Source organism: Bowmanella dokdonensis (genome assembly GCF_017254865.1).
GTDB lineage: Bacteria > Pseudomonadota > Gammaproteobacteria > Enterobacterales > Alteromonadaceae > Bowmanella > Bowmanella dokdonensis.
In genome coordinates, this window is sequence record NZ_JAFKCV010000006.1 from 43,881 (window position 1) to 68,366 (window position 24,486).

Genomic DNA, 24,486 nt, shown 5'->3' on the forward strand with positions numbered 1-24,486 from the left:
AGTACGCTCAATATAGCAGCGACAAGGACAGAATTGTCAAACATTTCAGGAGATTGAGGCATTCCGCCTCTTTATGGCAGCAGGCGGAGTATAACTGGCATGTGCCGGCGGATGACGGAATCGGGGTAATTAGGGTAAAGTGCCGGTTCTTTTCGCCACTAAGAGTCAGCCAGTGAGTCAAGCCAAAGCCAGCCACGAGCACCTGCTGCGGGTGTTCACAAAGCCTGAGGGCAGAGATTCCCGCCTGTCGCAGATCGAACAGCATCTGTCCGACAATCTGGCCGATTTTCTCTCCCGTCATGTGGTGGCCAGTGATACCTCGCTGGAGGAGATCGAACAGGACTTCAAGGTCAGCAGCATTCCCCAGCAGCCGCAATTCGTCTCTGAGCATGCCGACATGCTGCTGAACAAGCTGGTGGCCAATTCGGTCAATACCTATTCGCCACGCTTCATCGGCCATATGACGTCGGCCCTGCCTTATTTTCATCTGAGTCTGGCCAAGCTGATGGTTGGCCTGAACCAGAACCTGGTCAAGATTGAAACGTCCAAGGCCTTTACACCGCTGGAGCGGCAGGTCCTGGGCATGATGCATCAACTGGTGTTTGAGCAGGACGAAGGATTCTACCAGCAGCATCTGCATAGTGCCGATCATTCACTGGGCAGTTTCTGCAGCGGCGGCACCCTGGCCAATATCACCGCCTTGTGGGTAGCCAGAAACCGTTTACTGGCGCCAACAGAAGGGTTTCGCGGCATTGACCGTGAAGGCCTGTCGGCCGCCATGGCCCATTACGGCTACCGGCGACTTGTTGTCGTCAGCTCCCGGCGGGGCCATTATTCCCTCGGCAAGGCGGTGGATGTGCTGGGACTGGGCCGTGAGCAACTGGTCACGCTGCCCTGCCCCGGACAAAGGCTGGATCCGGCCCAGGCGTTAGCCGAAGGCAAACGCATCCGGCAGCAGGGGGGACGGGTAATGGCGCTGGTGGGAATCGCAGGCACGACCGAAACCGGCCATATCGATCCGTTGGACGAACTGGCCGATGTAGCCAGGGAACTGGATTGTCATCTGCATGTGGATGCAGCCTGGGGTGGCGCAACCTTATTTTCCAGACGACACAAAGAATTGCTAAAGGGTATCGAGCGGGCCGATTCTGTGACCCTGGATGCCCATAAGCAAATGTACGTCCCCATGGGGGCCGGCATGGTCTTGTTTCGCGATCCCAAAGCGGGCAACGCAGTGCGTCATCATGCCCAGTATATCCTGCGCCAGGGCTCCAAGGATCTGGGAGCTACCAGTCTGGAAGGCAGCCGCAACGGCATGGCCATGATGTTGTATGCCTCGTTGCACATTCTTGGTCGCGCCGGCTATGAATTACTGATCGATAAAAGCCTGGCCATGGCCAGAACCTTCGCCGCCATGATAGATGAGCACCCGGAGTTTGAGCTGACCACCGCCCCTACCCTTTGCCTGTTAACCTACAGGTACTGCCCTGCGGCGTTACAGGAAAAAATGGCGCACCAGCCGAAACTGGCAGAGCAGGTGAATCCTTTGCTGGACGAACTGACAGTTGCCATCCAGAAGCATCAACGGGAGTCCGGCCATTCATTCGTCTCCCGCACCCGCTTTGAAACGGATCGCTATCCGCAACAGCCGATTAATGTCTTTCGTGTGGTGCTGGCCAACCCCCTGACCACAGAACAGGATTTGCAGGCAGTCCTTAACGAGCAGGTTCGTATCGCCAGGAATCTGGACTGGGATCCTGAGTTGTCCCGGCACTGCCAATGAGGGAAGCGTCCCGCAGCGCCTTCTGGAGGGCCGGCTCTACTGCAGGAATAAGATGGCGGTGCCTTTCATTCAGATAATGATAAACACCGGTCTGTAAAATCTTCGGCTGCGCCACCTGCACCCGATAGTCGGCCAGCAACTCCTCGCGGCTGGCCACGACGGCAAACAGGGCAAAGTCGATTCTGCCCAGGCCGGTCAACTCGATCAGTTGATCATTGCTGGTCAGCTCCAGCGCCAAGGCTTTACGATCTTTGAGGATTAACCTGGCGATAGAGTCCCCACTGGGAACCGCAACTGACACAAGAGGTTCATTGAGCATCTGCGGATCACAGACTACCCCGATACGGCAAATCAGGTAGATATTCACGTCCAGAAGGGAAACGGGAACCCTGAAGGTGTGGCTTAGCCCGCTCTCAATAAAGCCGGTGCGGGCCGTGATGCCGTCCACCTCACCACGTTCCACCGCACGCAATTCCCGCTCCGGGGGAATGGCGACAAACTCGATGGGAATCTGCAGGCTGTTGTAGGCTTGCTTAAGCAGTGGCTTGATCAATTCAATCTGTGGATGTTCAACATGACTGAACAACAGCGGTGGCTTGTCCCATCCCTGGCTCATGGCAGGTATCGACAGCAGTGTGGCGAGCCAGATAACCGGCCGGCACCTCAAACATACAATACTCACACCCATCCCCCGGTCACCAGATCTGTTCAGAGTGTAGGCGCTGGCACCAGCGCCGCCAATTAGTCCTTGAGCTCCACGCGGATATTATCGATGAGTCTGGCCCGGCCGAGAAACGCAGCCATCAATACCACCAGTTGCACCTCCTCATGACTTGGATGCAACAGACTGTCGGCAGCTCGTATTTCGATGTAATCAGGCTTGAAGCCCGCATCGAGCAACTTCTGTTTGTGCTCCTGAATCAGCCTGGAAAAGTCACGCCTGCCCAATTGAATGGCGTCGGCTATCTCCCGCAAATTGCGATACAGGGCCGGCGCTGTTTCGCGCTCTTCTGTGGTCAGGTAGTTGTTCCTTGAGCTCATGGCCAGGCCATCGGCCTCACGAACCGTCTGCACGCCATGGACCTTCAGGTTCATGGACAGATCCGTGACCATGGCCTTGATGACCTGAAGTTGCTGGTAATCCTTTTCACCGAAAAAAGCGTGGTTAGGCTGTACCATATTGAACAGCTTGCAGACGATGGTGGCCACGCCGCGGAAATGGCCCGGCCTGCTGGCGCCACAAATCATGTAGGAGATGCCCGGCACCTCCACAAAGGTCTGTTGCTCCAACCCGCGGGGATAGATGTCTTCCACACTGGGCGTAAACACCACATCGACGCCCAGGGATTCCAGCGCCGCCAGATCATGTTTGAGGGTACGGGGATAGGCGGCCAGATCTTCGTCCGGTCCGAACTGCAAAGGGTTAACAAAGATCGACACGACCACTATGTCAGCGGCCTCACGGGCCTTCCTGACCAGGTGGAGATGGCCGTGATGCAAGTTACCCATGGTCGGCACAAAGCCGATGGCCCTGCCTTCGATCTGCCAGCGGCGTCTGGCCTCACGCAGAGCCACTATGTCACTGATGACCTTCATGGGGTGCTCCTAACTGAAACTGTGTTCGTCGGAGGGGAAACTGCCGTTTCTCACCTCTTCGATATAAAGCGTTACGGCTTTACGGATATCACCGGTGACGGCCAGATAATTCTTGGAGAATTTTGGCATATAGTTGGCGCTGATGCCGAACATGTCATGCATGACCAAAACCTGACCATCCGTATCGACGCCTGCGCCAATACCAATGACCGGAATATTCAGCGCCTGGCTGATACGGCCAGCCAGTTCTCTGGGGACACATTCCAACACCAGCAATTGAATGCCGGCCTGCTCCAGTTGCCTGGCCTGTTCAAGCATCTGGCTGGCAGCCTGCTGGTCCCGCCCCTGCACCTTGAAACCACCGAACTTGTGCACCGACTGCGGTGTCAGGCCCAGATGGCCACAGACAGGAATACCCCGCTCCGTCAGCCCGGCAATGGTGTCGAGCAGCCAGGCGCCACCTTCCAACTTGACCATTTCCGCGCCGGCGGCCATCAGGGCTGCAGCATTGGCAAAGGCCTGCTCTGTGGTTGCGTAGGACATGAAGGGCATATCGGTCACCACCAGCGCCCGCTGTGTACCCTTTCGCACCGAACGGGTGTGGTAGGCCATCTGCTCCACTGTCACCGGCAGGGTGCTGTCTTCACCCATCAGCACCATACCCAGGGAGTCACCGATCAGGATGACTTCCATGCCCTGTTCATCGAACAGCTTGGCAAAACTGGCGTCATAAGCCGTGATAACACTGATACGCTCGCCCTGTTGTTTCATTTTCATCAGGGTTGAGGTTGTCACTTTTTTCATGAGGTCACTCCTGCTTTCAACCGGCGGGGATCAAACACACCGGCTGCGATGTCGAGCTACTATACGGATCCAGCCAAAGATGTCCAAACCTCGGCCTGCTGCCGGATTACCTGCATCCCCTGCACAGGGCAGGAAGCCACCAGTTCGGCCAGGCTCCGCCCGTCTGGCAATACCAGTTGCGGAGCGATTTCCTGTAAAGGACAAAGCACAAACTCACGCTCGGCTATGCCGTAATGGGGTACGGTCAACGCCTCGTTATGGATAACCTGATCTCCATACAGGAGTACATCCAGATCCAGGGTTCTGGCCCCCCAGCGCAGGGAGCGCACCCTGCCGCTGGCCTTTTCCAATGCCTGCAGGGCCCTAAGCAGTTCCATTGCTGATAAGGATGTTTCCAAGCGGGCCACCGCATTCACATAGTCCGGTTGATCAGGCGGCCCCATGGGACGGCTCTGGTAAAAAGACGAACAATGGGTCAGGCGACTGGCCGCCATGGTCTGCATGCCCTTGAGGGCAACGAGCAGTTGCCTGGCGGGATTATCAAGATTGCTGCCAAGACCGATGTAGCACGGGATCATTGAGCGGGTTTCTTGCTTCTTGGACGGCGACGTCTGCCCGGGCGTTTGTTGTCCCTGGTTTGAAGCGCATCCAGCATCCGGCGACGCTCATCCTGATCGGCATCCTGGAATTCGGTCCACCAGCCTGCCAGCTCTTCCAGTTCGCCACCTTCCACTGCTGCCCGCTGCAGCAGGAAGTCATAGCCGGCACGGAACTTTGGATGTTCCAGCATCTGGTAGGCCCGGCGGCCGAATCTTTTCGGCAGGCGGTTCTGCAACATCCAGATATCGCGAATTGGCAGGGTGAACCTTTTCGGGATCATAATGCGCTGCTGCTGGCGATGTAGCACGTCATTGACGGACATATTAAATGCATCGTAGGCGCTCAGGCCGCTTTCTGCCTGCAATTGCGCACAACGGGCTTCCAGGGGATACCAGAGCATCGCCGCGAAGATATAGGCCGGTGTGACCCGCTGCTCATTATTGATCCGCTCATCCGTATTGATCAGTACCTGTTCCAGCAACTGACATTCCTTGCTGCCGGGCACTTTCAGCATGGGTTGCAACTGGGGAAACAGCTGTCCGAACAGGCCATACTCCTGCAGTAATTTGTAGGTTTGCAGGGCCTTGCCGGCCATAAACAGCTTGAGTACTTCCTCAAACAGCCTGGCGGGGGGAATATTGGCCAGCAAAGAGGCCAGCTCGGGAATCATCCTGCCTGCTTCGGGGGCAATCTGCATATCCAGTTTGGCCGCAAAGCGCGCGGCCCTGAGCATGCGCACGGGATCTTCCCGATAGCGGGTTTCGGGGTCGCCAATCAGGCGGATTTTTCGCTCTTTGAGGGCTTTCATACCACCGGCAAAATCGGTGATGCTGAAATCGGCAATATTGTAATACATGGCATTGACGGTGAAATCCCGTCGCTCGGCATCTTCTTCAATGCCGCCAAATACATTGTCGCGCAGGATCAGGCCTTCTTCGCTACGCTTGCCCAGTTTGTCATCCTGTTCTTCCTCGTCCTGAACGTGATGACCGCGAAACGTGGCGACCTCTATGACTTCCCGGCCAAAGACCACATGGGCCAGACGAAAACGGCGGCCAATTAAACGGCAATTCCGGAACAGGGCCTTGACCTGTTCGGGTTCAGCATTGGTGGCCACATCGAAATCCTTGGGATGCAGTCCCAACAACAAATCGCGAACGCAGCCACCTACCAGGTAAGCCTGATAACCCGCATTGTGCAGCCGGTACAGCACTTTGAGGGCATTGTCACTGATGTCCTGGCGGGAAACACCATGCTCGCTGCGGGGAATATGCACTGGGGCCAGACGGACTGGCGCATGACTGGCGGAAAAGACCTGCTTCACCTTATGGATAACCCGGGAAATGATAGTTCTGTCTCCACAACTACGGCACGGCCAGGGACCGGCCGGTCAGACTAAAAAATGGGCGCTAATGATATACCAGGCTTGGCAAAAAGAGAATCTGCGCCAGACATGGTCAAATCAATATCTCTCGGCACTTTGGCAGGCTGGTTACAGACCAGTTGGCAACAGCCCACTCCAGCAGAGCGGCAGGAGAAGCATAATCGCTGACGGCCCCGGGGTGCATGCCCAGAAACACCAGTACCTTGTGCAGATTCATCATCGCCTCGTGATTAAGCAGGGCCGGGGCATGATTCTGTTTACTCAGCTTGAAGCCCTGCCGGATTGACGCGACGGGCAGATGCAACCAAGCGGGCGGCGTTGCCCCCAGGGCACGATACAGCGCTATCTGACTGACAGTGGTCTCCAGCAGATCCGCACCACGCACCACCTGCGTGATGCCCTGGCGGATATCATCTACCACCACTGCCAACTGATAGGCATAGAGTCCGTCCTTGCGGCGAACTATAAAATCCTCCTGTGCAATAGGCTCAGGTATCTCTATTTTCCCCAGCAGGTCGTCAGTGAATTCTGTCTGGGGCTGGCGATTATAGAATCGTAAGGCGCTGTTTTGGGCTGATAAAGTCCTGTGACGACAAGCGCCGGGGTAGTGTCCACCCCAGTTCCGAATCTGGGCGCGGGTACAGCGACAGTAATAACTCAGCCCCTGATGATTGAGTTGCGTCAGGGCGTCATCATAAAATTGGCTGTGCTGACTCTGGTAACTGACGGACTCGTCCCAGTGCAGGCCGTGGGCTTCCAGAGTGGTCAGAATGGCGGATACGGCGCCGGCCACTTCCCGCGGCGGATCGATATCCTCGATTCTGACCAGCCACCGTCCATCTTGTTTCCTCGCCTGCAGATAACTGCCCACAGCAGCAATCAGGGAACCAAAATGCAGGGGACCTGAAGGAGAAGGGGCAAAACGGCCGGTGTAATGGGAGTAAGCAGGCATTCGTTATCAGTCGTCAGCCATTTAGCTGATTAAATGAAAAGGCGGCAATGCTTTCCGCCTTCTGTGCAACTTTGGCTTTTCCCAGCCACCTAGGGGTCTGAGAGCCGGGCCGGGTTTACTGAAGGCCGCCACGGCCTGTGGTAAACCCCTCAAGGCGTGACGTTAAGCCACTCCTTGGTGCCTCTGGCGTACTCTGTTCGTAGAAACCGTCGGCACTAAGGATTATCGATTCAATCCTTCCCTGGAGCTTGGGTCCAGGTCGGCCATCCACGGCCTCCCGTAAAACCCTCGAGGCGTGACGTTAAGTCACTCCTCGTCGCCTGCGGCGACCGGGTTTTACCCTTGCATTTGTTTTTCTTTGATTTCTGCCATGGTCTTGCAGTCGATACAAAGGTCTGCAGTGGGGCGGGCTTCGAGGCGTCGAACACCTATTTCGATGCCACAGGAATCGCAGAAACCAAAATCATCCTCCTCGATTCTCTTGAGGGTTTTTTCAATCTTTTTAATCAACTTGCGTTCCCGATCCCGGGTACGCAGCTCCAGGCTGAACTCTTCTTCCTGAGCAGCCCTGTCCACCGGATCAGGGAAGTTGGCTGCCTCATCCTGCATATGGTGTACGGTCCGATCAACTTCCTGACGCAATTGATCACGCCATGCCCTCAGCAAGCGACGAAAGTGCTCAAGCTGATTGTCATTCATATACTCCTCGCCGGCTTTCTCCTGGTAAGGGGAAAGTCCGGCAAGTGCCAGCAATCCAAGCGTTTTGTTGGTATTTTCTGTTGGCATCAGCCACATCTCCTAAACAGCTCTACAGGGCCAAATTGCGCAAGCGGCTATCTATAGCAGAAAGCCAAATGGCAGGCAATTGCTAATACGCCGCCTCAACAGCGGCCTATCGGCCAAAAACAGATTGCCAAATATGGTCCCTGGTGGGGAAAAATCAACCCTTTTTTTAAACGACAAAATCGAGTGATTGATTTAATAGCATTTTTTCAGGACTGATCTGGCAGCCAAAAACCAGTATTTCCAGGCCCTGCCGGCGGGCCTCGGCCAGCAGAGCGGCATACTTCGCGTCAATATGTTCAGCCACCCTCACGGAGGTAATGCCCGTATGCTGTACGCAGAAAAGCAATACTGCCCGGTGTCCCGCCTTAAGTACCTGCATTAATTCCTGCAAGTGCTTGCGGCCTCTTTCAGTGACGGCATCCGGGAAAAAGCCCTGCTCTTTATTCAGCAGCGTGACGGATTTTATTTCCACATAACAGTCCGGTAATCCTGATTCTCTCAGCAGCAGGTCAATACGGCTGCGCTGCTCACCATAACGCACCTCCGGACGGATATGGCGGTAGGCACTCAGGGCCCCGATCCGGCCCTCCTCCAACGCTTCCCGGACCAGTTGATTGGCTCGCAACGTGTTGATGCCGATAAGGTTTCCGGCAAAGTCCTCTGCCAGTTGCCAGCTGTATGCCAGCTTGCGACTGGGATCAGAATGATAGGACAGCCACACCCTAAAGCCAGGTTCGGCGCAACCTGTCATGGCACCGGTGTTGGCGCAATGGGCCGTGACAACCCTGCCACAGTCCAGTTCGACATCTGCCAGAAAACGCTTGTAGCGCTTGATTAGGGTGCCGGGAACAAGGGGGGGTGGAATTGCATGACTTGAGGGCTCTTGGGTTGCTGTTAGAATACTGGGACATTCTGCCGGGCTGTAAGAACCCGGTATCTTATAACAGGAGCCATTCATGTCCCAGATGCAGGTCAGACTCTCGCCAGACAGCCCACAAGAACATTGGGGCCGCGGCCCACTTTCTTTCGATGCCAACTCGGCAACCATCCACATAGCGGGCGAGACGAGCAGTCAGTTACGGACCATACGTAAAGCCGCCAGATTGCTGGACGGACTGGGCCCTGAAGAAATTCTTTTTGCCGGGGACTGGCAGAAGGAACAGCAGTGGGCCTTTGCCAGCAGCTTCAGCAATCCGAAGAAACAGGCCCGCTTTCACTGGTGTGAAGATCAGCATAAATCAGTACTGGAAAAGCAATACCAGGCCATGCTTTTTACCCGTCAGCTGATCAATCGCACACCGGAAGATATCTTCCCGGAAAGCCTGGCCAATGAAGTCACCGACTGGTTGTCCGGTCTGGCTGGTAAGGCGGTCACTGCCCGCAGCATAAAAGGGGAGGCTCTGAAACAGGCCGGCTGGGTCGGTATCTACCATGTTGGCCGTGGCAGCGATCGCCCACCCGTGTTGCTGGAGCTGGACTACAACCCTAGCGGCGACGCGGATGCGCCGGTGGCCGCCGCGTTGGTGGGTAAAGGCATTACGTTCGACAGCGGAGGATACAGCATTAAGGCCAGTGAAGGGATGCTGAGCATGAAATGTGACATGGGCGGCGCCGCAACTGTCGCCGGCGGCCTTGGCCTGGCCATCATGCAAGGCCTGAACAAAAGGGTAAAACTATTCCTGTGCTGCGCGGAAAACCTGATCAGCGGCCATGCCTACAAGCTGGGAGATATTCTCACCTACAAAAACGGGGTCACGGTCGAGGTGGTCAATACCGATGCAGAAGGTCGCCTGGTACTGGCCGATGGACTGATGGCCGCAGGCGAAACCGGTGCCCCCCTGATTCTCGATGCAGCCACCCTGACGGGAGCGGCCATCATGGCACTCGGCGGCGAATACAATGCGTTATTTGCGCTGGACAAGAACACGCAGGACAGAATTCGCCAGATTGCCGAGCAGGAGCAGGAGCCGGCCTGGCCCTTGCCACTGGAAAACTGGCATCAGGAAATGTGCCCTTCCCCCTATGCCGACACCGCCAACAGCCGCCCCATGAAAGGCGGTGGGGCGGGTGGCGCCTCCAATGCAGCCGGTTTTCTGTCGAGATTCGTGCCTAACCGGGGTAAGGGATGGGTACATATAGATCTGGCTTCAGCCTTCAACAACACGGCCACTTCCACCATGCCTGCCGGCGCCTCAGCCCAGGGTATCCGTACTATTGCCAGAGCCTTACTGGAAGCCTGATGTTGTGGGGGAGAATGCTCCCCCATACCAATTTTATTCCCGGGCTCAGATTCCGCCGATTCTTTCGGCAAATTCCTTATAACGCTGCACGTCATCCTTATCGAATAACGGCTTACCCTCAGCGTCCTTATCTTTTGAAACCAGCAGGCTCTCCCGCTCAAGCCTTTCAACGCGGATCTCCTGAACGCCCAGATATTCTGCCACCTCAGAAACGGACATCAAGCTCATGAATCTTTCCTCATTCCCAAAAACATTGCTTAGTATAACCTTATGTTTACTGAACACCCATCTGACAACGTCTGCACCACCTGATACAGGAAAATTTCCCCATGATCCGCACAGCGCCTCGGATAAATATTATTAACTTACTGAAAGTCAGCCTTTTTTAACAGATAATGCTGTTTCGCGCAGTTATTTAATGCAAGGGGGCAAGATGGATACCTGGTCTGCGGCCATCATGCTGTTTTTTATCATGGATCCGCTGGGGAATCTGCCGATTTTCATGTCGGTACTCAAAGGTATCGCCCCAAAAAGAAGGCGTTTTATCCTTGCCCGGGAGCTTATCTTCTCTCTGGGAGTCATGCTGTTGTTTCTGTACAGCGGCCAGGCGGTGCTGGACTTCCTCAATGTCCGGCAGGAAACGGTTAGTATCGCCGGTGGCATCATCCTGTTCCTGATTGCACTACGCATGATTTTCCCTCAACCCGGTGGTACGGTCAGCCAGCCCCTGGACAGCGAGCCTTTTCTGGTGCCGCTGGCTATCCCATTGGTGGCGGGCCCCTCTCTGCTGGCCGCCCTGATTCTGATAGCCAACCAGGATCCCAGTCGCATGACCGACTGGACTATCGCTGCCGGTTCCGCCTGGCTGGCGTCATCCGCTATCCTGATGTTCTCCGGTCTGTTCCATCGTCTGCTGGGCGAACGGGGTCTGATAGCCGTGGAACGCCTGATGGGCATGATCCTGGTAATGATTTCCATCCAGATGTTTCTCGATGGCATTGCCAGTTACCTGGATAAATAAATGAGTAAACTCAATACTTTTCAACGGGTCAGAGACCTTTCCGATTGGCGGGCTGTAGCTTTTGGCGCCACTTTGCTGGAGCGCAGCCTGCCCAATTATCAACTTTTTTGTGAGTTGAATGATTTCGGCGAGCCCGAACAATATCGTAACTGCCTGAACACGGTCTGGGACTGGCTTGCCAATCCCAAGGCCAGGGTCAATCTGCAGGTCCAGTTGGACAGAGTGGAAGAAGCGGTGCCGGATGCGGCAGATTTTGTTGGCTTTGGCGTCTATCCGGCCATTGATGTCTGCATGTCCATGACTGCCCTGCTGATGCTGATGATGGGCGACGATCCACAGGGAGCCGTGGTAATCAGTAAGTTATCACAGGGATCAGTGGAGGCCTTTATTGAGGCCACCAGTGAAGAGCAATTGGATGCCGATGCCATTAAGGCTCATCCCCTGATGCAATGGGAGATCGATTTCCAGAGTGAGCTGTTGGACCGTATCGCGCAATGCGACCGTCAAAAAGACAGTATCCAGGCATTAAAAGCCATGGCTAGGGAAGAGGGAATGAGCAATATTGGTCTTGAGATGGAATAGAGACAGCCAGGCCGGCGCCTTATCCAACGGCTTACAGCATTTTAGGCAGGCCGATCACCAGCCAACTGACCACAACCATCAGTGTGGCGATAAAGACCGCGGCCGAGCCCAGGTCCTTGGCCTGTTTGGACAACGGGTGGCTGACGGTGCTGATGCGATCGATGGACGCTTCCACCGCACTGTTCAGGCACTCAACCAACAGCAGCAACAACAGCGGCAGGACAAGCAACAACAGCTCAACCGGATCCCGGGTCAGCCAAAACGCCAGCGGTACCAGTATCAGGCTCAGTAGCAGTTCCTGCCTGAAAGCCGCTTCATGCCGAATGGCATAACCCAGACCGTCAATGGAACAGTGGGTCGCTTTGAGCAACCTTCTGAAACCGCGCCCATTGGGCTTTTCCATCCTGAGGGACTCCTTTTTCATTGGTACTGATACAGCCGGTAATTAACCTGGCCAGTCTGTTTCTGCTTGAATAAGGACCAGGTGGCCGGCAGTTGCGGGGACAGGCCCGGTTCGGTCTCCAGGTAGATCAGGGCCCCCGGATTTAGCAATGCTTTGCTGTCCAGCAAATCCACACAATCCTGCAGCAGGTTCTGGAAAAAGGGCGGATCGAGAAACACCAGATCGAACCGTTCAGTGGTCTGGCTGAGAAAGCTCTGCAAAGGACAGTTCAATACTCTGGCTTGTTCGTTGTTGACGCCAAGCAGGCGAACGTTGTCTTCAATCAGGCGCGCCGCACGCTGATCTTTTTCGACAAACAGCACCGATTTGGCGTGACGGGACAGAGCTTCGAAACCCAATCCACCACTGCCGGCAAAGCCATCCAGGCAACAGCAGTCCGTCACATGGGGGGCCAGCCAGTTGAACAGGGTTTCCCTGGTGCGGTCCGTAGTGGGTCTGAGGCCCTCAAGATCCAGCACCGGCAGTTTTCTGCCCCGCCATCGTCCGGCAATGATCCGAATCGAACCCATGGCTGCGGGGCGGCTTTTTACGGCTCGCTTCATTTGTCAATTCAAGAGATGCTATGATTGCGCACAGTCTAATCGGCTTGATCCGATAACCCAACGATTTTCAAAGGATTCCCAATACCCATGTCAAAGTTTTTCGGCTGGTTCAGCAAAGACAAATCTGCACCAGAGCGTGACAGAGAATCAAATGACACCGAGCAGCCTACCGAATCCCCGCAGGAAAACAGTCAGGATTCCAACGAATCAGAACAGCGTACAGCGCCCTCCCCAAAAAATACTGAACAGATTGGGGAAGTTCTGACAACAGAGCCAGAACCAGAGCCAGAGCCAGAGCCAGAGCCAGAGCCAGAGCCAGAGCCAGAGCCAGAGCCAGAGCCAGAGCCAGAGCCAGAGCCAGAGCCAGAGCCAATCAGTAAAACCGGTTTCTTTACCCGGCTCAAGGAGAGTCTTTCCCGCACCAGTTCCAATATTGGTTCAGGCATCACCAGCCTGTTCAAGGGTAAAAAAATAGACGAGGAACTGTTCGAGGAACTTGAAACCCAGTTGCTGGTAGCCGACGTGGGAATCAATACCACAGGCAAAATCATCGGTCAGTTGACCGACGTCGCTAACCGCAGCCAGCTTAAAGATGGCGAAGCCCTTTATGAGCTGCTGAAGAAACAAATGAGCGACATGCTGGCCAGGGTCAGTGAACCATTGCAGGTCGGTACCAGCCATGGCCCCTTCGTCATCCTGATGGTGGGGGTAAATGGGGTGGGCAAGACCACCACCATCGGCAAGCTGGCAAGGCAACTCCAGCAGCAGGGCAAGTCTGTGATGCTGGCTGCAGGGGATACGTTCCGGGCCGCCGCGGTGGAACAGTTACAGACCTGGGGTGAGCGCAACAGAATACCCGTCATCGCCCAGCATACCGGGGCCGACAGCGCCTCTGTTATTTACGATGCATTGCAGTCAGCCAAGTCCCGCGGGGTGGACGTGCTGATCGCAGATACTGCCGGACGCCTGCAGAATAAAGAGCATCTTATGGAAGAGCTGAAAAAAATTGTCCGGGTCATGAAAAAACTGGATGAAAATGCACCCCATGAAGTGCTGCTGACGCTGGATGCCGGCACGGGGCAAAATGCTATCAGCCAGACCCGTCTGTTCCAGCAGGCAGTGGGAGTGACCGGTCTGTGCCTGACTAAACTGGATGGTACAGCAAAGGGCGGGGTTATATTTGCCCTGGCCGATCAATTTGCTCTGCCAATCCGCTATATCGGTGTGGGTGAAGCCATAGAAGATCTGCGGCCTTTCGACGGACCGCAGTTTGTCGAGGCCTTGTTTGCCGAGCCGGAAACGGCATGATCCGCTTCGAGCAGGTAAGCAAGACCTACCCGGGCGGCCAGCAGGCCCTCAGGCAGGTCAGCTTTCATATCACGCCGGGAGAGATGGCCTTTCTGACCGGCCATTCCGGTGCCGGCAAGAGTACTTTGCTTAAGCTCATCAGCATCATGGAGCGTCCCACGGTTGGCAAGGTGCTGATCAACGGCCACGATCTCAACCATATCCAGCGGCGGCAGATCCCCTACATACGACGGGACATTGGCATGATATTCCAGAGTCACCAGTTGCTGATGGATAAATCCGTTTTCGACAATGTGGCCTTACCACTGATTATAGAAGGGTACTCCCACAAGGAGATTGGCAAGCGGGTCAGCACTGTTTTGGAGCGCGTGGGCCTGGCCGACAAGGCCAGAAGCCTGCCCATCGCCCTGTCCGGCGGGGAACAGCAACGGGTCGGCATTGCCCGGGCTGTGGTCAATAAGCCGCCATTGTTATTGGCTGACGAGCCCACCGGCAACCTGGATCCTAAACTGTCCATGGAAATCATTAAACTGTTTGAAGACTTCAATCAGGCAGGGGTTGCCGTGCTGATCGCTACCCACGACTTGGGACTGATAGCCAGGATGCGCTATCGCACCCTGACCCTTAAAAAAGGACAGATGATCACGGATGGACTGACTGAAGACTGGCCTGGAGATCTGGATGAGCCTGTTATTTAAAGGGCGCAGCCAGGGAGCTGAGCGCACCAGCATTTCCGCCACCCAGCGTCTGATGATGTTTTTTGTCAGTCATGTTCGCCAGGCGCTTGCCAGCCTCGGAGAACTGTGGCGTAGCCCCGGCGCTTCGATGATGACCATCGCTGTGCTGGGCCTGAGCATCACCCTGCCAAGCACCCTGTATATCCTGCTCAAAAACACAGAGCGGGTCAGTGCCGGTTGGGAGCAGGCCTCTGAAATCACCCTGTTTCTGCATCGAGATACCCAACCTGCCGATATTCAGCAACTGGTAACCCGGCTGAGTGTGTGGCCGGAGATCGACAGCCTGACACATATCGATAAGAACCAGGCGATGCAGGAGTTCAAGGAGATTTCCGGCTTTGGCGATGCACTCAACTATCTGGATCAGAATCCTCTGCCGGATGTCATATTGGTGACTCCCACCAGCAAGCACACCTCACCGACTGCGGCCGGCGTTCTGCTGGACAAACTGCGCAATGAGCGGGAAGTCGAGGTGGGACAACTGGACATCCAATGGCTGGAGCGCCTGCATGGTCTGGTCGCCATCGCCAAGGAACTGGTCACTGTGGTAGCCCTGTTGCTGTTCCTGGCCGTGGTCCTCATCATAGGCAATACCATCAGGCTGAACATCCTTAACAAAAGGGATGAGATTCTGGTGATGAAGCTGGTCGGTGCCACCGACGCGTTTATCCAGCGTCCTTTTTTGTATACCGGCTTCTGGTATGGACTGCTCGGCGGATTGATGGCCTGGGTGACCGTCGCCCTGCTGCTCTGGTGGATGGAGGACAGTATCAATCAGGTAGCCCAGCTTTATCAGACCCAGTTCAACCTCAGCGGCCTGCAGGGCGAGGCCCTGCTGATCATGCTGGCGTTGTCGGTATGCCTGGGTCTGGCCGGCTCGCTGCTATCCGTCTATAAGCATATTCGTGCCATCGAGCCGAAATAGTCCATCGGTTCTCATGGGCCACAGACTGCGGTGCGCTGACGTGGCCCAGCCCGCTGACGAGGTCGGTCCGCCTTACCTTTTCTCATTATTCCCGGAAGGCATCCGGGGTCAGGTGATGCTTGTCCAGCAGCTTGTAAAACTCCGTGCGATTGCGTCCGGCAATCCTGGCTGCCTGGGTCACATTCCCCTGGGTGGCCTTGAGCAGATCCGCCAGGTAGCGCCGCTCAAACTCATCCCTCGCCCTGGCAAAGGAGGGCAGCGCACTGGGTTTGTCACGCAAGGCCTTTTGCACCAGTTCTGCGGGGATAAGGGGGCCGTTGCACAGCGCTACCGTTTGTTCCACCACATTCTGTAACTGGCGGACATTGCCCGGCCAGGGGGCGGCAATCAACAACTCCATGCCCTCATCAGAATACCCTGTGACCTGCTTGCGACTCCTTGCCTGGATTTGGCTGAGGAAGTGATTCACCAGCAACGGAATATCCTCCCGCCGCTCTGACAAGGGGGGAAGCCTGAGTTCGACCACATTCAGCCGGTAATACAAATCCTCCCTGAACTCCCCCTCGGGAATGGCTTTTTCCAGGTCCCTGTGGGTGGCACTGATAATTCTCACGTCGATGGGAATGGGCTGGGTAGCCCCCACCGGCCTGACTTCACGCTCCTGCAGGGCCCGCAACAGCTTGACCTGGAAAGCGACCGGCATATCACCCACTTCATCCAGAAACAGGGTGCCGCCGTTGGCCGCCTGAAACAGGCCGACATGCTCCCGGTTGGCGCCCGTAAAGGCTCCTTTGGTATGACCAAAGAGTTCCGATTCGAATAAGGTTTCAGGGATGGCGGCGCAATTCACCGCAATAAAAGGACCGTCCTTCCTGTCACTGACCAGGTGGATAGCCTTGGCCAGCAACTCCTTACCTGTGCCGCTCTGGCTGTGGATCAGAATGCTGACGTCGCTGTCAGCCACCTGGTGGGCCTGCTGCAAAAGCTCCTCCATCTTGGCGCTGCGGCTGATGATCGCTTCACGCCAGTCACTGTCCTTTTTGTCTGCCTTGTCATTACCGGTGGTCGGATGCAGACGGATAGCATCGGCCACAGTGGTCAGTAATTGCTGGCTGTCAAAGGGCTTGGTCAGATAAGAGAAGACCCCTTTTTTGGTGGCTTCGATGGCATCGGGTATCGTGCCGTGGGCGGTCAGTATAATGACGGGTAAACCCGGATATCTTTCCCGTGTAGCGGCAAACAACGCCATGCCGTCCATGCCTTCCATACGCAGGTCACTGATCAGTAGATGCGGATTGAAGGTCTCCAGTATGCCCAACGCCTGCTTCCCACTGTCGGCGTTCTCCACCTGATAACCCGCGCCGGTCAGGCGCATGCTGATCAGTTTGAGTAAAGAAGGGTCATCATCGACCACCAATACGCGTTTTGCCCCTGCTTCAGTTGCCATTGCCTACCACTTCCCTCTTTAAGATATTCTGTTCAATTGCCTTAAGCTGCTGCAATTGTTGTTCCAATGCGTTTATTTGTTCCTTCAGGGACAGATTGTCGTGCTTCTGTTCCTTCAACTGCTGGGTTTGCTGCTGAAGCCTGGATTGCAAGTCGGCCAGTTGCTGTTGCAACCCCATTCGGGCTTCCAGTTGATCCATCAGCAGTTTCAGCAGTCCGGCCAGTTGGATTTCGCCATCTTGAGACAGGGCTCTCAATGCCTTTCTCGCCAGCGCCGGGTCACCAACCGCCGACTCCGGAAGGCTATAAAGTAATGCCAGATGCAGTCGGGCCGCCGACCCACCCTGAGCCTGCAGCTTCTGCTGGTTAGCCACCTCATCCCGCAAGCTTTGCTCATCCATTGACTGTATTGCCAGATAATACGCCTGCCAGCCTTCGGTGCTGTCCGTCATTCCGTCGATCACAGGCGCCCGTTCACCCAACGGCAAAGTCTTACATCCTGATAGCAGCATCAGGGCCAGAAGGACAAGGGTCAAACATCCCTGCTTACACATCGTTATTTGGCTCCACTGAGTCGGCGGGCAGGCGAATCTCAAAGGTACATCCTGTGCCGTTTTGCAATAAATGAATTTGGCCCTGGTACTTCTGCACCAACTCCCGGGTAATGGTCAGTCCCAGGCCACTTCCTTTGACTTTGGCTTCAGCTTTCAGGCTACCCTGGAAGAATGGCTCAAATACCTTTCCCTGTTGCTGCTGTGGAATGCCCGGCCCCTGATCAGAAATGGTCAGGATCCAGATGTCATCCACATAAGCGGCCCGCACTTCAATCTGTCCGTCGGCAGGCGAGAACTTGAAAGCATTGGACAACAGATTGTCAAGTATGACCCGAAAATGCTCTGGATGCATTGCCAGTTTGCAGTCCCGCTCCGGCAACTCCAGGGCCAACCCCTTGGATTGTATTTCCAGCCGTCTTTCACCAAGCACTTTATTGATGGTCTCAAGCAAGCCACAACTCTGGGGTGCCAGAGCCTGAGAATTGTCCAGTACCATATTGAAGTTAAGCAAATCTTCTATCAGTTGCTGCAGGCGGCTGACGCTGTCACGGATAATGCCACTGACTTCTTTTTGCGCCTGGTTCAGTTGGCCTGTGGTGCCATCATAGAGCAGCTCCGTGCCCTCGCGGATTGCGGCAAGAGGCGTTTTCAGCTCATGAGAAATATGGCGGATAAAAGTGGTTTTCTGCATTTCCAGCTCCAAAAGCTGCAAACGCATGGCATCCAGAATTCTACCCACCTCCTCAATGTCCTTTGCGCCGCTGACAGAGACCTTCTGGTTGAAATCCCCTTCCTGCAACTTCCTGATCTGGGGCTTCAGTTGATTGATGGAGCGGGTAATCAGGCGGACAAACAGAAGGGCGATCATCAACGAAATGGGTATGACCAAAGCGGATTGCATCACCGCCCTGCGCAACTCATCCGCACTGGCTTTGATAGCCTGAACTTCATTATCGATAACCTGCCGGTTAAGGCGAAACAACTCATTACTATGGTCGTAGAGTTGACTGTATGCCCGCTGCAGCGCGCTGATTTCAAGAGAGTCCGGGCTGGAAGAAAGTCTTTGATGAATGCTCTGTTCCATATCAAACATGACCTTGACCTGGTTGGATATCATGGTGTTTTCCGGCATGGAAAATTCGGGAGCCAGGGCCTTAAAGTCACTGCGTAGAGTCAGATAGCTCTTCCATAAGCCAGGGTCTTTGAGGACCAGAAATTGACTGGCGCTACGCTCCATATTGTTGAGTATCTGGTTAGCCTGACGACTGACATAGACCAATTGGGAGACCTGCTGGACCGCATCGGCTCCCTGGTTGGAGAGGCGGTCCGTCCTCGCCAGTGCCATCCCAAGCGCCAACATCAGGGGCAGACTGACCATGGCAAAGCCCATCAGCGTCAATGTTCGCAATGACAATGGCTTGAGTCTGGGCAACGGCGCTTCCTTAGTGCAACTGAGAATCACAATCTTCTAATAATGCCCCAAAACGCCCTCATCGCTAAGCCCAAAGTGCCCAAGAACCGCACCTATTTATCGCTGTCTTAAATACACGACAATCTTACTTTCCTGCAAGGAACCGTCATATACCCTTGTATTTAGTGTATTTTATTATAATTCCTGGCCTGTCCCAGGCAACTCATCCCACCTCCCGGGCAACTATTGTCGCTTTTTTGAGACAGAATTTGACCCGAAATTTGTGTTTTTCAGATTAATAATCCCCTTTTCTCCAATTAAAACGCGGATCTAGCTAACTGGCATGATATCCGCTTGTGTCCGTCGCTGACGCCAGGAAGGTGTGGGTAAGCTCCCTAGTTAGTCAAGATGATATCCATGGGATCCAAGTCATCTTGAGGGACCATCATCAGGAGAGAGGCAGAAATCCTGATGAGTTTAAGCAAACTGACTTGCAGCTCGGAACCTACTGAGTAAGAATGAACATGTTGTGGGTTCAGGTGTCACTGCAAGTGGCAGCAAACCTGAAAGATATTACCGCTACCAGGTTCAGGCACGTCAATGTATTCCCCCCGGCTGGAGGCCGACAGCCCTTCGAGTGACACCGCCAGGTTCAGTGAAGAACCTTAAGCGTTTCGTTTGGCAGTACTCGTTGTAGGCATTTGTTACCTGACATTTTTTTTAATCTTTGGGGACTTCCCACACTCTTTCTATGGGGGAAAGATGAAAAATAATACCAACCGCTTTATCAAAGTGGGCCGCTGGATTTTCGAAGTCAAGATGGTGCGCGCTATCAGAGTCGAAGAATATGGCGAACCATACGACGCCGTTGCGCATATGACCTTCAATGGTGATGAGGTCTATGTAGACAGCCAGCTCAGCAGTTGCCAGGAGAATCTGAATCGTGAAGATCTGGATGCCTTCCTGGATTTTTCCAAAATGATGAAAGCCAACAGCTTTCGCTACGACAGATTCCAAAACGGACAACGCAGAGCCAGGAGTATCAGTCTGGCCGAGAATGTTACCGATCAGGTTGAAAACACCGAAGTCCGTCCCAATATCAGGCTCGTGAAGTAGCGGAACTAATAACAATACAAACTGGTCAAAAGAGCGTAATGAAGCAGGTCTGGTGATCAATATGGCCTGATGCTAAACTGATTCGCACTTTTGAATTGTGAGGTAAAGGATGAGCAACAACGTGCATTCGATGGCATTAAGCGTTCCTCAGTCAGGTAGTCTCGACGCCTACATGCAGGCCGTCAGCTCTATTAATATGCTGACTGCTGAAGAAGAACGTGAACTGGCTGAACGCCTTTATCAGGAAGGGGACCTGGAGGCAGCTCGTAAGCTGATCATGTCGCACCTTCGTTTTGTTGTACATATTGCCAAATCCTACTCCGGCTATGGTCTGCCACAGGCCGATCTCATTCAGGAAGGCAACATCGGCCTGATGAAGGCCGTCAAGCGCTTCGACCCGAATGTGGGTGTGCGCCTGGTGTCTTTCGCTGTTCACTGGATCAAGGCCGAAATCCATGAGTTTGTATTGCGTAACTGGCGCATTGTCAAAGTGGCGACCACCAAGGCCCAAAGAAAACTGTTCTTCAACCTGCGTAAAGCCAAGAAACGTCTTGGCTGGTTCAGTCATGAAGAGGTACAGCAGGTAGCCGATGAGCTGGGCGTCAGCACCAAAGAAGTATTGCAGATGGAAGCCCGCATGAGCAGCCAGGATCAGGCATTTGATCTGGCCGCTGACGACGATGAAACAGGCAACTTTGCGCCTGTCCAGTATCTGGAAGACAAAAGCGCCGATGTTGAAACCGAAGTGATGGATGCGGACTGGGATGAGTCTGCCACACAGCGTCTGTATTCAGCCATCAAGACGCTGGATGAGCGCAGCCAGCATATTATTCAGTGCCGCTGGCTGACCGACGACAAGACCACTTTGCAGGACTTGGCCGACAAATATCAGGTGTCTGCCGAACGGGTACGTCAGATAGAAAAGAACGCCATCAGAAAACTTCAGGCTGCCATGGTCTGAGAATAGAAAGACAGAATAAAGGCGCCGTTGGCGCCTTTATTGTTTCTGCACGTCATTCTCGGAGCTGGCGGGAAGCAACCAGTAAACGCCCTTGAATTCCGCCACGGGCTGTTGTCCGTCATGGATATCCACCTGCAACCTGAATGGACTCTTCTTGCCTTTACCCAATAACTCGAACCGGCCGTTCACCGACTCAATATTGCAGATGGCCCTCGGCTGCATGCTGATAGGCTTGTGATAATGGATATCCGCGTCACCCAGGACGATCTCCCCCGCCAGCCCTTTTTCTTTCAATAACAGAAACAGCATACCCCACCCTGTCAGCGTGGCCAGGGAAAAAATGCTGCCGGCAAACATAGTGCCATGCAGGTTGATGTTCCTGTTCAGGGATGCCCTGACTTCCAGGGTTCGGCCACTGAATTGGTGCAGTTTGATTCCCATTTGTTCACTGATGGGGATCGTTTCGTACCAGGTATCCTGCAGCTGTTTACACCATTTGGGATGCAGCATCACCGCATTGAGCTCTGTGAGCTTCTTGACCATCTGCTCCCGTTTGAGGTGACCGAGCTCGGTGGTCGCTTCGCCGACCACTTCAAACCCACAACTCTTGAAAAAGGGTGTTGAGAGTTCACGGCTGTTGGTCACGATACGTTCAATACCTTCACTGCGCGCCACGGCTTCCAGGGCAGAGACAATCAGCTTGCCCAGGCCCTTGCCATGATGGTCAGGGTGCACGGCAATATGGCGAATCTGCGCCTCTTCAGGAGTATTGAAATGCAGTCGGCCTATAGCAATCACCTGCCCCTGGCCATTGCGCACCATCTTATGAATGCCCACCTGCTCGTACTCGTCTTTTTCTGACCCCGGCGGATAATTCCAGGGCTTTCGCAGCATCAGCCAGCGAAAATGGAAATACTGCTCGAAATCTTCATCCGTGCTTGGCGTATCGACTTTATACATTTAACTTATCCACAGCTTGTTGTCCTCGAACAGCCCCACGGCCGTTTTTTATCTGGCTCATTCCGGGTCGGCAGCAGTATATTAACCCAACCACTCATTACTCTATGACGCTATCAGGAGCGACTCTGTTCCATCTGCAAAATGAACTTCGAGGCGGCTCAATGCTTTACTGGCATGCAGACCAGCAACTCACCGTCCATCAGAATAACAGATACCGCTGGCTCAACCTGGGTCAGACCGTACAGACGGTAATGGACCTCGGCAATCCCGCCAGGCCCGTGCTGCCCCACCTGCACGCCATGCTGATGGCCTTGTACCTGCGTCCTGAGCCACGCTCCGTGCTGGAGTTGGGTCTGGGAGGCGGCGCCCTTTGTCGCTGGTTTGCCCACCAGCCAGAACCGCCAGCTTATCATTGCATAGAATACAGCGACCCCATCATTCACTGCTTCCATGAATATTTCAATCCCGACGCCTTAGCGCCCCATCTGCAGAAGGCGGATGCCAAACTGGCGATCAGGCAACACCAGCATCAGGATCTGCTGCTGGTGGATCTGTTTGGAGAGGGCAGACAGCCAGAATTCCTGTCCCGCAGTGAGTTTTATCATCACTGCCTGGAAAGCCTCTCACCGGATGGCGTCCTGGTGGTCAATCTTCTCAGTCATTCCCAGTTGCAGATTAACCACATCCGCCAGAAACTGGCGATCCTGTCCGGCCAGGCCGTGCAGCTTATTCATGTGCCCGGCTATCACAATCATCTGCTATTGGCGTCTCCTGCAGGCTTACCTCCATTGCGCTACTGCTCCGAGCTGGAAGACTTTGCCGCGCAACATGGCCTGAACCTGGAAGCCTTGCGGGTAATTGACTGAAAGGTTACAGACCTGTCCGGAGTCGGTCAGAAGCAATCAGGTCTGAAGCCAGAACGTGACCGGGCCATCATTGGTCAGGCTGACCTGCATGTCCGCACCAAACTGACCGGTTTCACACACCACACCACTGTCCCGCACCTGTCCTACAAAATACTCATAGAGCTGTTCACCCATCTCAGGTGACGCACCGTTTGAAAAGCTTGGCCGGTTTCCCCTGCCCGTGTCGGCCACCAGGGTAAACTGCGAAACCACCAGCAAAGCGCCGCCGGCCTGACGGACGTTCAGGTTCATCTTGCCTTGCTGGTCAGCAAACAGGCGATAATTCAGTACCCGTTCACACAGCCGTCTGGCTCTTGCCAGACAGTCATCTTTCTCCACCCCCAGAAAAACCAGTACGCCCCGGTCAATCCGTCCAGCGACGCCTCCCTCAATGGTCACTCTGGCTTCACTCACTCTTTGTAACAATGCAATCAAGTAAAAATCCCCGTCAGGGCTGTTTCATCCCCCAGATTGTGACAAAGTTTGCTAGGCTAACCAACTGAATTACATTAGTCTTTACAGGCATTCCAAGCAGATAAAGGAGAGTTTCATGCCAGGTCAGGGGTCAGGCGGTAATGTACTTGCCGCCATATGCAGTTTCTTTATTCCGGGTTTGGGCCAGTTGGTACAAGGTCGTATTCTGGCCGCGCTGATCTTTGCCATTATCGCCTTTGGTGGCTATGCCCTGTGGTTTCTGGTCATCCCGGCCATCATCGGCGGGCTTGCCCATTTGTGGTCAATCATCGACGCGGCAAGATTCCGCGGGGTGGGGCCATGAAAAGGCTGGCTGCCTGCTTCGCCGGAATCCTGCTGCTGTCGGGTTGTCAGTCAGCCTACTATTCGGCAATGGAAAAGGTCGGCATTGAGAAACGCGAAATCCTGGTGGACAGGGTCGAGGAGGCCAAGGATGCTCAGGAGGACGCCCAGCAGCAGTTCAGTTCTGCTCTGGAGAGATTCAGCCAGTTGATTCAGTTTGACGGCGGCGAATTGCAATCGGTGTACGATGATTTGCGCGACCAGTACGAGGCCAGTGAAACATCGGCGAAGCGGGTCAGTGACAGAATAGACAAGGTCGAAGACGTTGCCGGCGCCCTGTTTGAAGAGTGGCAGGATGAACTGGAACAGTACAGCAATGACAACCTGCGTCGCGACAGCAAACGCAAACTGCTGGAAACCCAGCGCCGCTACCGGGATCTCCTCGGCTCCATGCGAAGGGCAGAGTCAAAGATGGCACCCGTCCTGTCTGCCCTGCAGGATAATGTGCTGTATTTGAAGCATAACCTTAATGCCAGTGCGATTGGCGCCCTGCAGGGGGAGTTTGGCAATATCAAACGGGATATCAATCAGCTGCTGGAAGAAATGAATGCCGCGATTAAGCAATCCAACGAGTTTATCGCCAGTATGAACTGA

28 protein-coding genes are annotated in these 24,486 nt (G+C 54.6%); 12 read left to right on the plus strand and 16 right to left on the minus strand.

Annotation, left to right across the window (positions count from 1 at the left end):
• Positions 1-172: 172 nt before the first annotated feature.
• Positions 173-1,783 (plus strand): pyridoxal-dependent aspartate 1-decarboxylase PanP, encoded by a 1,611-nt coding sequence (gene panP / locus J0A66_RS12025; RefSeq protein WP_206574069.1) that lies wholly within the window; start codon positions 173-175, stop codon positions 1,781-1,783.
• Here panP and J0A66_RS12030 read toward each other — a convergent pair.
• From J0A66_RS12030 to sfsA, 8 genes are all read right to left on the minus strand, one after another.
• On the minus strand, positions 1,716-2,465 hold the full coding sequence (locus tag J0A66_RS12030; protein WP_206574070.1) for a hypothetical protein: 750 nt from the start codon (positions 2,463-2,465) through the stop codon (positions 1,716-1,718). The genes panP and J0A66_RS12030 overlap by 68 nt on opposite strands.
• A gap of 59 nt (positions 2,466-2,524) precedes the next feature.
• Positions 2,525-3,379, minus strand: coding sequence for a pantoate--beta-alanine ligase (gene panC, locus J0A66_RS12035; RefSeq protein WP_206574071.1), 855 nt, complete (start codon positions 3,377-3,379; stop codon positions 2,525-2,527).
• 9 nt (positions 3,380-3,388) lie between these two features.
• Positions 3,389-4,183, minus strand: coding sequence for a 3-methyl-2-oxobutanoate hydroxymethyltransferase (panB, locus tag J0A66_RS12040; protein ID WP_206574072.1), 795 nt, complete (start codon positions 4,181-4,183; stop codon positions 3,389-3,391).
• A 59-nt stretch (positions 4,184-4,242) separates the two neighbouring features.
• Entirely contained in the window at positions 4,243-4,761 is a 519-nt protein-coding gene (gene folK / locus J0A66_RS12045; protein ID WP_206574073.1) for a 2-amino-4-hydroxy-6-hydroxymethyldihydropteridine diphosphokinase, read from the minus strand.
• The gene (pcnB, locus tag J0A66_RS12050; protein ID WP_439098866.1) at positions 4,758-6,107 is read right to left on the minus strand and encodes a polynucleotide adenylyltransferase PcnB; all 1,350 of its coding nucleotides are present in this window, start codon (positions 6,105-6,107) and stop codon (positions 4,758-4,760) included. Before pcnB ends, folK begins: the two co-directional genes overlap by 4 nt.
• Positions 6,108-6,240: 133 nt before the next feature.
• Positions 6,241-7,119 carry a tRNA glutamyl-Q(34) synthetase GluQRS gene (gluQRS, locus tag J0A66_RS12055; protein ID WP_206574074.1) on the minus strand — a complete coding sequence of 293 codons (879 nt, stop codon included), beginning with the start codon at positions 7,117-7,119 and terminating at the stop codon, positions 6,241-6,243.
• A 336-nt stretch (positions 7,120-7,455) separates the two neighbouring features.
• Positions 7,456-7,905 carry an RNA polymerase-binding protein DksA gene (gene dksA / locus J0A66_RS12060; protein ID WP_206574075.1) on the minus strand — a complete coding sequence of 150 codons (450 nt, stop codon included), beginning with the start codon at positions 7,903-7,905 and terminating at the stop codon, positions 7,456-7,458.
• Positions 7,906-8,071: 166 nt separating this feature from the next.
• Positions 8,072-8,770, minus strand: a complete 699-nt coding sequence (sfsA, locus tag J0A66_RS12065) for a DNA/RNA nuclease SfsA (RefSeq protein WP_338143890.1) — start codon at positions 8,768-8,770, stop codon at positions 8,072-8,074.
• Positions 8,771-8,861: 91 nt separating this feature from the next.
• On the opposite strand from sfsA, the gene pepB reads away from it, so the two are divergent.
• Positions 8,862-10,145, plus strand: a complete 1,284-nt coding sequence (pepB, locus tag J0A66_RS12070; protein WP_206574077.1) for an aminopeptidase PepB — start codon at positions 8,862-8,864, stop codon at positions 10,143-10,145.
• Positions 10,146-10,190: 45 nt separating this feature from the next.
• Here pepB and J0A66_RS12075 read toward each other — a convergent pair whose 3' ends face one another.
• The gene (locus tag J0A66_RS12075) at positions 10,191-10,373 is read right to left on the minus strand and encodes a MerR family transcriptional regulator (RefSeq protein ID WP_206574078.1); all 183 of its coding nucleotides are present in this window, start codon (positions 10,371-10,373) and stop codon (positions 10,191-10,193) included.
• A 205-nt stretch (positions 10,374-10,578) separates the two neighbouring features.
• Here J0A66_RS12075 and J0A66_RS12080 point away from each other — a divergent pair, with 205 nt between their 5' ends.
• Entirely contained in the window at positions 10,579-11,166 is a 588-nt protein-coding gene (locus tag J0A66_RS12080; RefSeq protein WP_206574079.1) for a YhgN family NAAT transporter, read from the plus strand.
• A complete protein-coding gene (locus J0A66_RS12085) occupies positions 11,167-11,748 on the plus strand; it encodes a YjaG family protein (RefSeq protein ID WP_206574080.1) in 582 nt (193 codons plus the stop codon).
• A 31-nt stretch (positions 11,749-11,779) separates the two neighbouring features.
• On the opposite strand, the gene J0A66_RS12090 is transcribed toward J0A66_RS12085, so the two are convergent.
• Positions 11,780-12,151, minus strand: coding sequence for a diacylglycerol kinase (locus J0A66_RS12090; RefSeq protein WP_206574081.1), 372 nt, complete (start codon positions 12,149-12,151; stop codon positions 11,780-11,782).
• 17 nt (positions 12,152-12,168) lie between these two features.
• On the minus strand, positions 12,169-12,753 hold the full coding sequence (gene rsmD / locus J0A66_RS12095) for a 16S rRNA (guanine(966)-N(2))-methyltransferase RsmD (RefSeq protein ID WP_206574082.1): 585 nt from the start codon (positions 12,751-12,753) through the stop codon (positions 12,169-12,171).
• A gap of 87 nt (positions 12,754-12,840) precedes the next feature.
• Between rsmD and ftsY the strand changes: the two genes are divergently transcribed.
• Genes ftsY through ftsX form a run of 3 tightly spaced genes read left to right on the plus strand, consistent with a single transcriptional unit; the run spans position 12,841 to position 15,723 of the window.
• Positions 12,841-14,061, plus strand: coding sequence for a signal recognition particle-docking protein FtsY (ftsY, locus tag J0A66_RS12100; protein WP_206574083.1), 1,221 nt, complete (start codon positions 12,841-12,843; stop codon positions 14,059-14,061).
• Positions 14,058-14,759: a cell division ATP-binding protein FtsE gene (gene ftsE, locus J0A66_RS12105; RefSeq protein ID WP_206574084.1), complete on the plus strand. Its 702-nt coding sequence runs from the start codon at positions 14,058-14,060 to the stop codon at positions 14,757-14,759. The genes ftsY and ftsE overlap by 4 nt, the downstream gene beginning before the upstream one ends.
• On the plus strand, positions 14,743-15,723 hold the full coding sequence (ftsX, locus tag J0A66_RS12110; protein WP_206574085.1) for a permease-like cell division protein FtsX: 981 nt from the start codon (positions 14,743-14,745) through the stop codon (positions 15,721-15,723). The genes ftsE and ftsX overlap by 17 nt, the downstream gene beginning before the upstream one ends.
• An 85-nt stretch (positions 15,724-15,808) precedes the next feature.
• Here ftsX and J0A66_RS12115 read toward each other — a convergent pair whose 3' ends face one another.
• Genes J0A66_RS12115 through J0A66_RS12125 form a run of 3 tightly spaced genes read right to left on the minus strand, consistent with a single transcriptional unit; the run spans position 15,809 to position 19,155 of the window.
• Positions 15,809-17,170: a sigma 54-interacting transcriptional regulator gene (locus J0A66_RS12115; protein WP_206574086.1), complete on the minus strand. Its 1,362-nt coding sequence runs from the start codon at positions 17,168-17,170 to the stop codon at positions 15,809-15,811.
• Entirely contained in the window at positions 17,160-17,705 is a 546-nt protein-coding gene (locus tag J0A66_RS12120; RefSeq protein WP_206574087.1) for a hypothetical protein, read from the minus strand. The genes J0A66_RS12115 and J0A66_RS12120 overlap by 11 nt, the downstream gene beginning before the upstream one ends.
• A gap of 10 nt (positions 17,706-17,715) precedes the next feature.
• On the minus strand, positions 17,716-19,155 hold the full coding sequence (locus tag J0A66_RS12125; RefSeq protein WP_206574088.1) for a HAMP domain-containing sensor histidine kinase: 1,440 nt from the start codon (positions 19,153-19,155) through the stop codon (positions 17,716-17,718).
• A 741-nt stretch (positions 19,156-19,896) separates the two neighbouring features.
• Here J0A66_RS12125 and J0A66_RS12130 point away from each other — a divergent pair.
• Together J0A66_RS12130 and rpoH are read left to right on the plus strand one after the other, a co-directional pair.
• Positions 19,897-20,250, plus strand: a complete 354-nt coding sequence (locus J0A66_RS12130; protein WP_206574089.1) for a hypothetical protein — start codon at positions 19,897-19,899, stop codon at positions 20,248-20,250.
• A gap of 109 nt (positions 20,251-20,359) precedes the next feature.
• Positions 20,360-21,211 carry an RNA polymerase sigma factor RpoH gene (rpoH, locus tag J0A66_RS12135; RefSeq protein WP_206574090.1) on the plus strand — a complete coding sequence of 284 codons (852 nt, stop codon included), beginning with the start codon at positions 20,360-20,362 and terminating at the stop codon, positions 21,209-21,211.
• A 36-nt stretch (positions 21,212-21,247) separates the two neighbouring features.
• On the opposite strand, the gene J0A66_RS12140 is transcribed toward rpoH, so the two are convergent.
• Positions 21,248-22,171, minus strand: a complete 924-nt coding sequence (locus tag J0A66_RS12140) for a bifunctional GNAT family N-acetyltransferase/hotdog fold thioesterase (protein WP_206574091.1) — start codon at positions 22,169-22,171, stop codon at positions 21,248-21,250.
• Positions 22,172-22,332: 161 nt separating this feature from the next.
• On the opposite strand from J0A66_RS12140, the gene J0A66_RS12145 reads away from it, so the two are divergent.
• On the plus strand, positions 22,333-23,037 hold the full coding sequence (locus tag J0A66_RS12145) for a class I SAM-dependent methyltransferase (protein WP_206574092.1): 705 nt from the start codon (positions 22,333-22,335) through the stop codon (positions 23,035-23,037).
• Between the two features lie 36 nt (positions 23,038-23,073).
• Here the strand turns inward: J0A66_RS12145 and dtd are convergent, their stop codons facing one another.
• Positions 23,074-23,511: a D-aminoacyl-tRNA deacylase gene (dtd, locus tag J0A66_RS12150; protein WP_206574093.1), complete on the minus strand. Its 438-nt coding sequence runs from the start codon at positions 23,509-23,511 to the stop codon at positions 23,074-23,076.
• 115 nt (positions 23,512-23,626) lie between these two features.
• Between dtd and J0A66_RS12155 the strand changes: the two genes are divergently transcribed.
• Together J0A66_RS12155 and J0A66_RS12160 are read left to right on the plus strand one after the other, a co-directional pair.
• Positions 23,627-23,854 carry a hypothetical protein gene (locus J0A66_RS12155; protein ID WP_206574094.1) on the plus strand — a complete coding sequence of 76 codons (228 nt, stop codon included), beginning with the start codon at positions 23,627-23,629 and terminating at the stop codon, positions 23,852-23,854.
• Positions 23,851-24,486, plus strand: a complete 636-nt coding sequence (locus tag J0A66_RS12160; protein WP_206574095.1) for a DUF2959 domain-containing protein — start codon at positions 23,851-23,853, stop codon at positions 24,484-24,486. The genes J0A66_RS12155 and J0A66_RS12160 overlap by 4 nt, the downstream gene beginning before the upstream one ends.

Coding starts and splice junctions, on each gene's coding strand:
- panC (WP_206574071.1), bottom strand. CDS start 3,379: ATGAAGGTCATCAGTGACATAGTGGCTCTGCGTGAGGCCAGACGCCGC.
- panB (WP_206574072.1), bottom strand. CDS start 4,183: ATGAAAAAAGTGACAACCTCAACCCTGATGAAAATGAAACAACAGGGC.
- folK (WP_206574073.1), bottom strand. CDS start 4,761: ATGATCCCGTGCTACATCGGTCTTGGCAGCAATCTTGATAATCCCGCC.
- gluQRS (WP_206574074.1), bottom strand. CDS start 7,119: ATGCCTGCTTACTCCCATTACACCGGCCGTTTTGCCCCTTCTCCTTCA.
- dksA (WP_206574075.1), bottom strand. CDS start 7,905: ATGCCAACAGAAAATACCAACAAAACGCTTGGATTGCTGGCACTTGCC.
- pepB (WP_206574077.1), top strand. CDS start 8,862: ATGTCCCAGATGCAGGTCAGACTCTCGCCAGACAGCCCACAAGAACAT.
- J0A66_RS12075 (WP_206574078.1), bottom strand. CDS start 10,373: ATGAGCTTGATGTCCGTTTCTGAGGTGGCAGAATATCTGGGCGTTCAG.
- J0A66_RS12080 (WP_206574079.1), top strand. CDS start 10,579: ATGGATACCTGGTCTGCGGCCATCATGCTGTTTTTTATCATGGATCCG.
- J0A66_RS12085 (WP_206574080.1), top strand. CDS start 11,167: ATGAGTAAACTCAATACTTTTCAACGGGTCAGAGACCTTTCCGATTGG.
- J0A66_RS12090 (WP_206574081.1), bottom strand. CDS start 12,151: ATGGAAAAGCCCAATGGGCGCGGTTTCAGAAGGTTGCTCAAAGCGACC.
- rsmD (WP_206574082.1), bottom strand. CDS start 12,753: ATGAAGCGAGCCGTAAAAAGCCGCCCCGCAGCCATGGGTTCGATTCGG.
- ftsY (WP_206574083.1), top strand. CDS start 12,841: ATGTCAAAGTTTTTCGGCTGGTTCAGCAAAGACAAATCTGCACCAGAG.
- ftsE (WP_206574084.1), top strand. CDS start 14,058: ATGATCCGCTTCGAGCAGGTAAGCAAGACCTACCCGGGCGGCCAGCAG.
- ftsX (WP_206574085.1), top strand. CDS start 14,743: ATGAGCCTGTTATTTAAAGGGCGCAGCCAGGGAGCTGAGCGCACCAGC.
- J0A66_RS12115 (WP_206574086.1), bottom strand. CDS start 17,170: ATGGCAACTGAAGCAGGGGCAAAACGCGTATTGGTGGTCGATGATGAC.
- J0A66_RS12130 (WP_206574089.1), top strand. CDS start 19,897: ATGAAAAATAATACCAACCGCTTTATCAAAGTGGGCCGCTGGATTTTC.
- rpoH (WP_206574090.1), top strand. CDS start 20,360: ATGAGCAACAACGTGCATTCGATGGCATTAAGCGTTCCTCAGTCAGGT.
- J0A66_RS12140 (WP_206574091.1), bottom strand. CDS start 22,171: ATGTATAAAGTCGATACGCCAAGCACGGATGAAGATTTCGAGCAGTAT.
- J0A66_RS12145 (WP_206574092.1), top strand. CDS start 22,333: ATGCTTTACTGGCATGCAGACCAGCAACTCACCGTCCATCAGAATAAC.
- J0A66_RS12155 (WP_206574094.1), top strand. CDS start 23,627: ATGCCAGGTCAGGGGTCAGGCGGTAATGTACTTGCCGCCATATGCAGT.
- J0A66_RS12160 (WP_206574095.1), top strand. CDS start 23,851: ATGAAAAGGCTGGCTGCCTGCTTCGCCGGAATCCTGCTGCTGTCGGGT.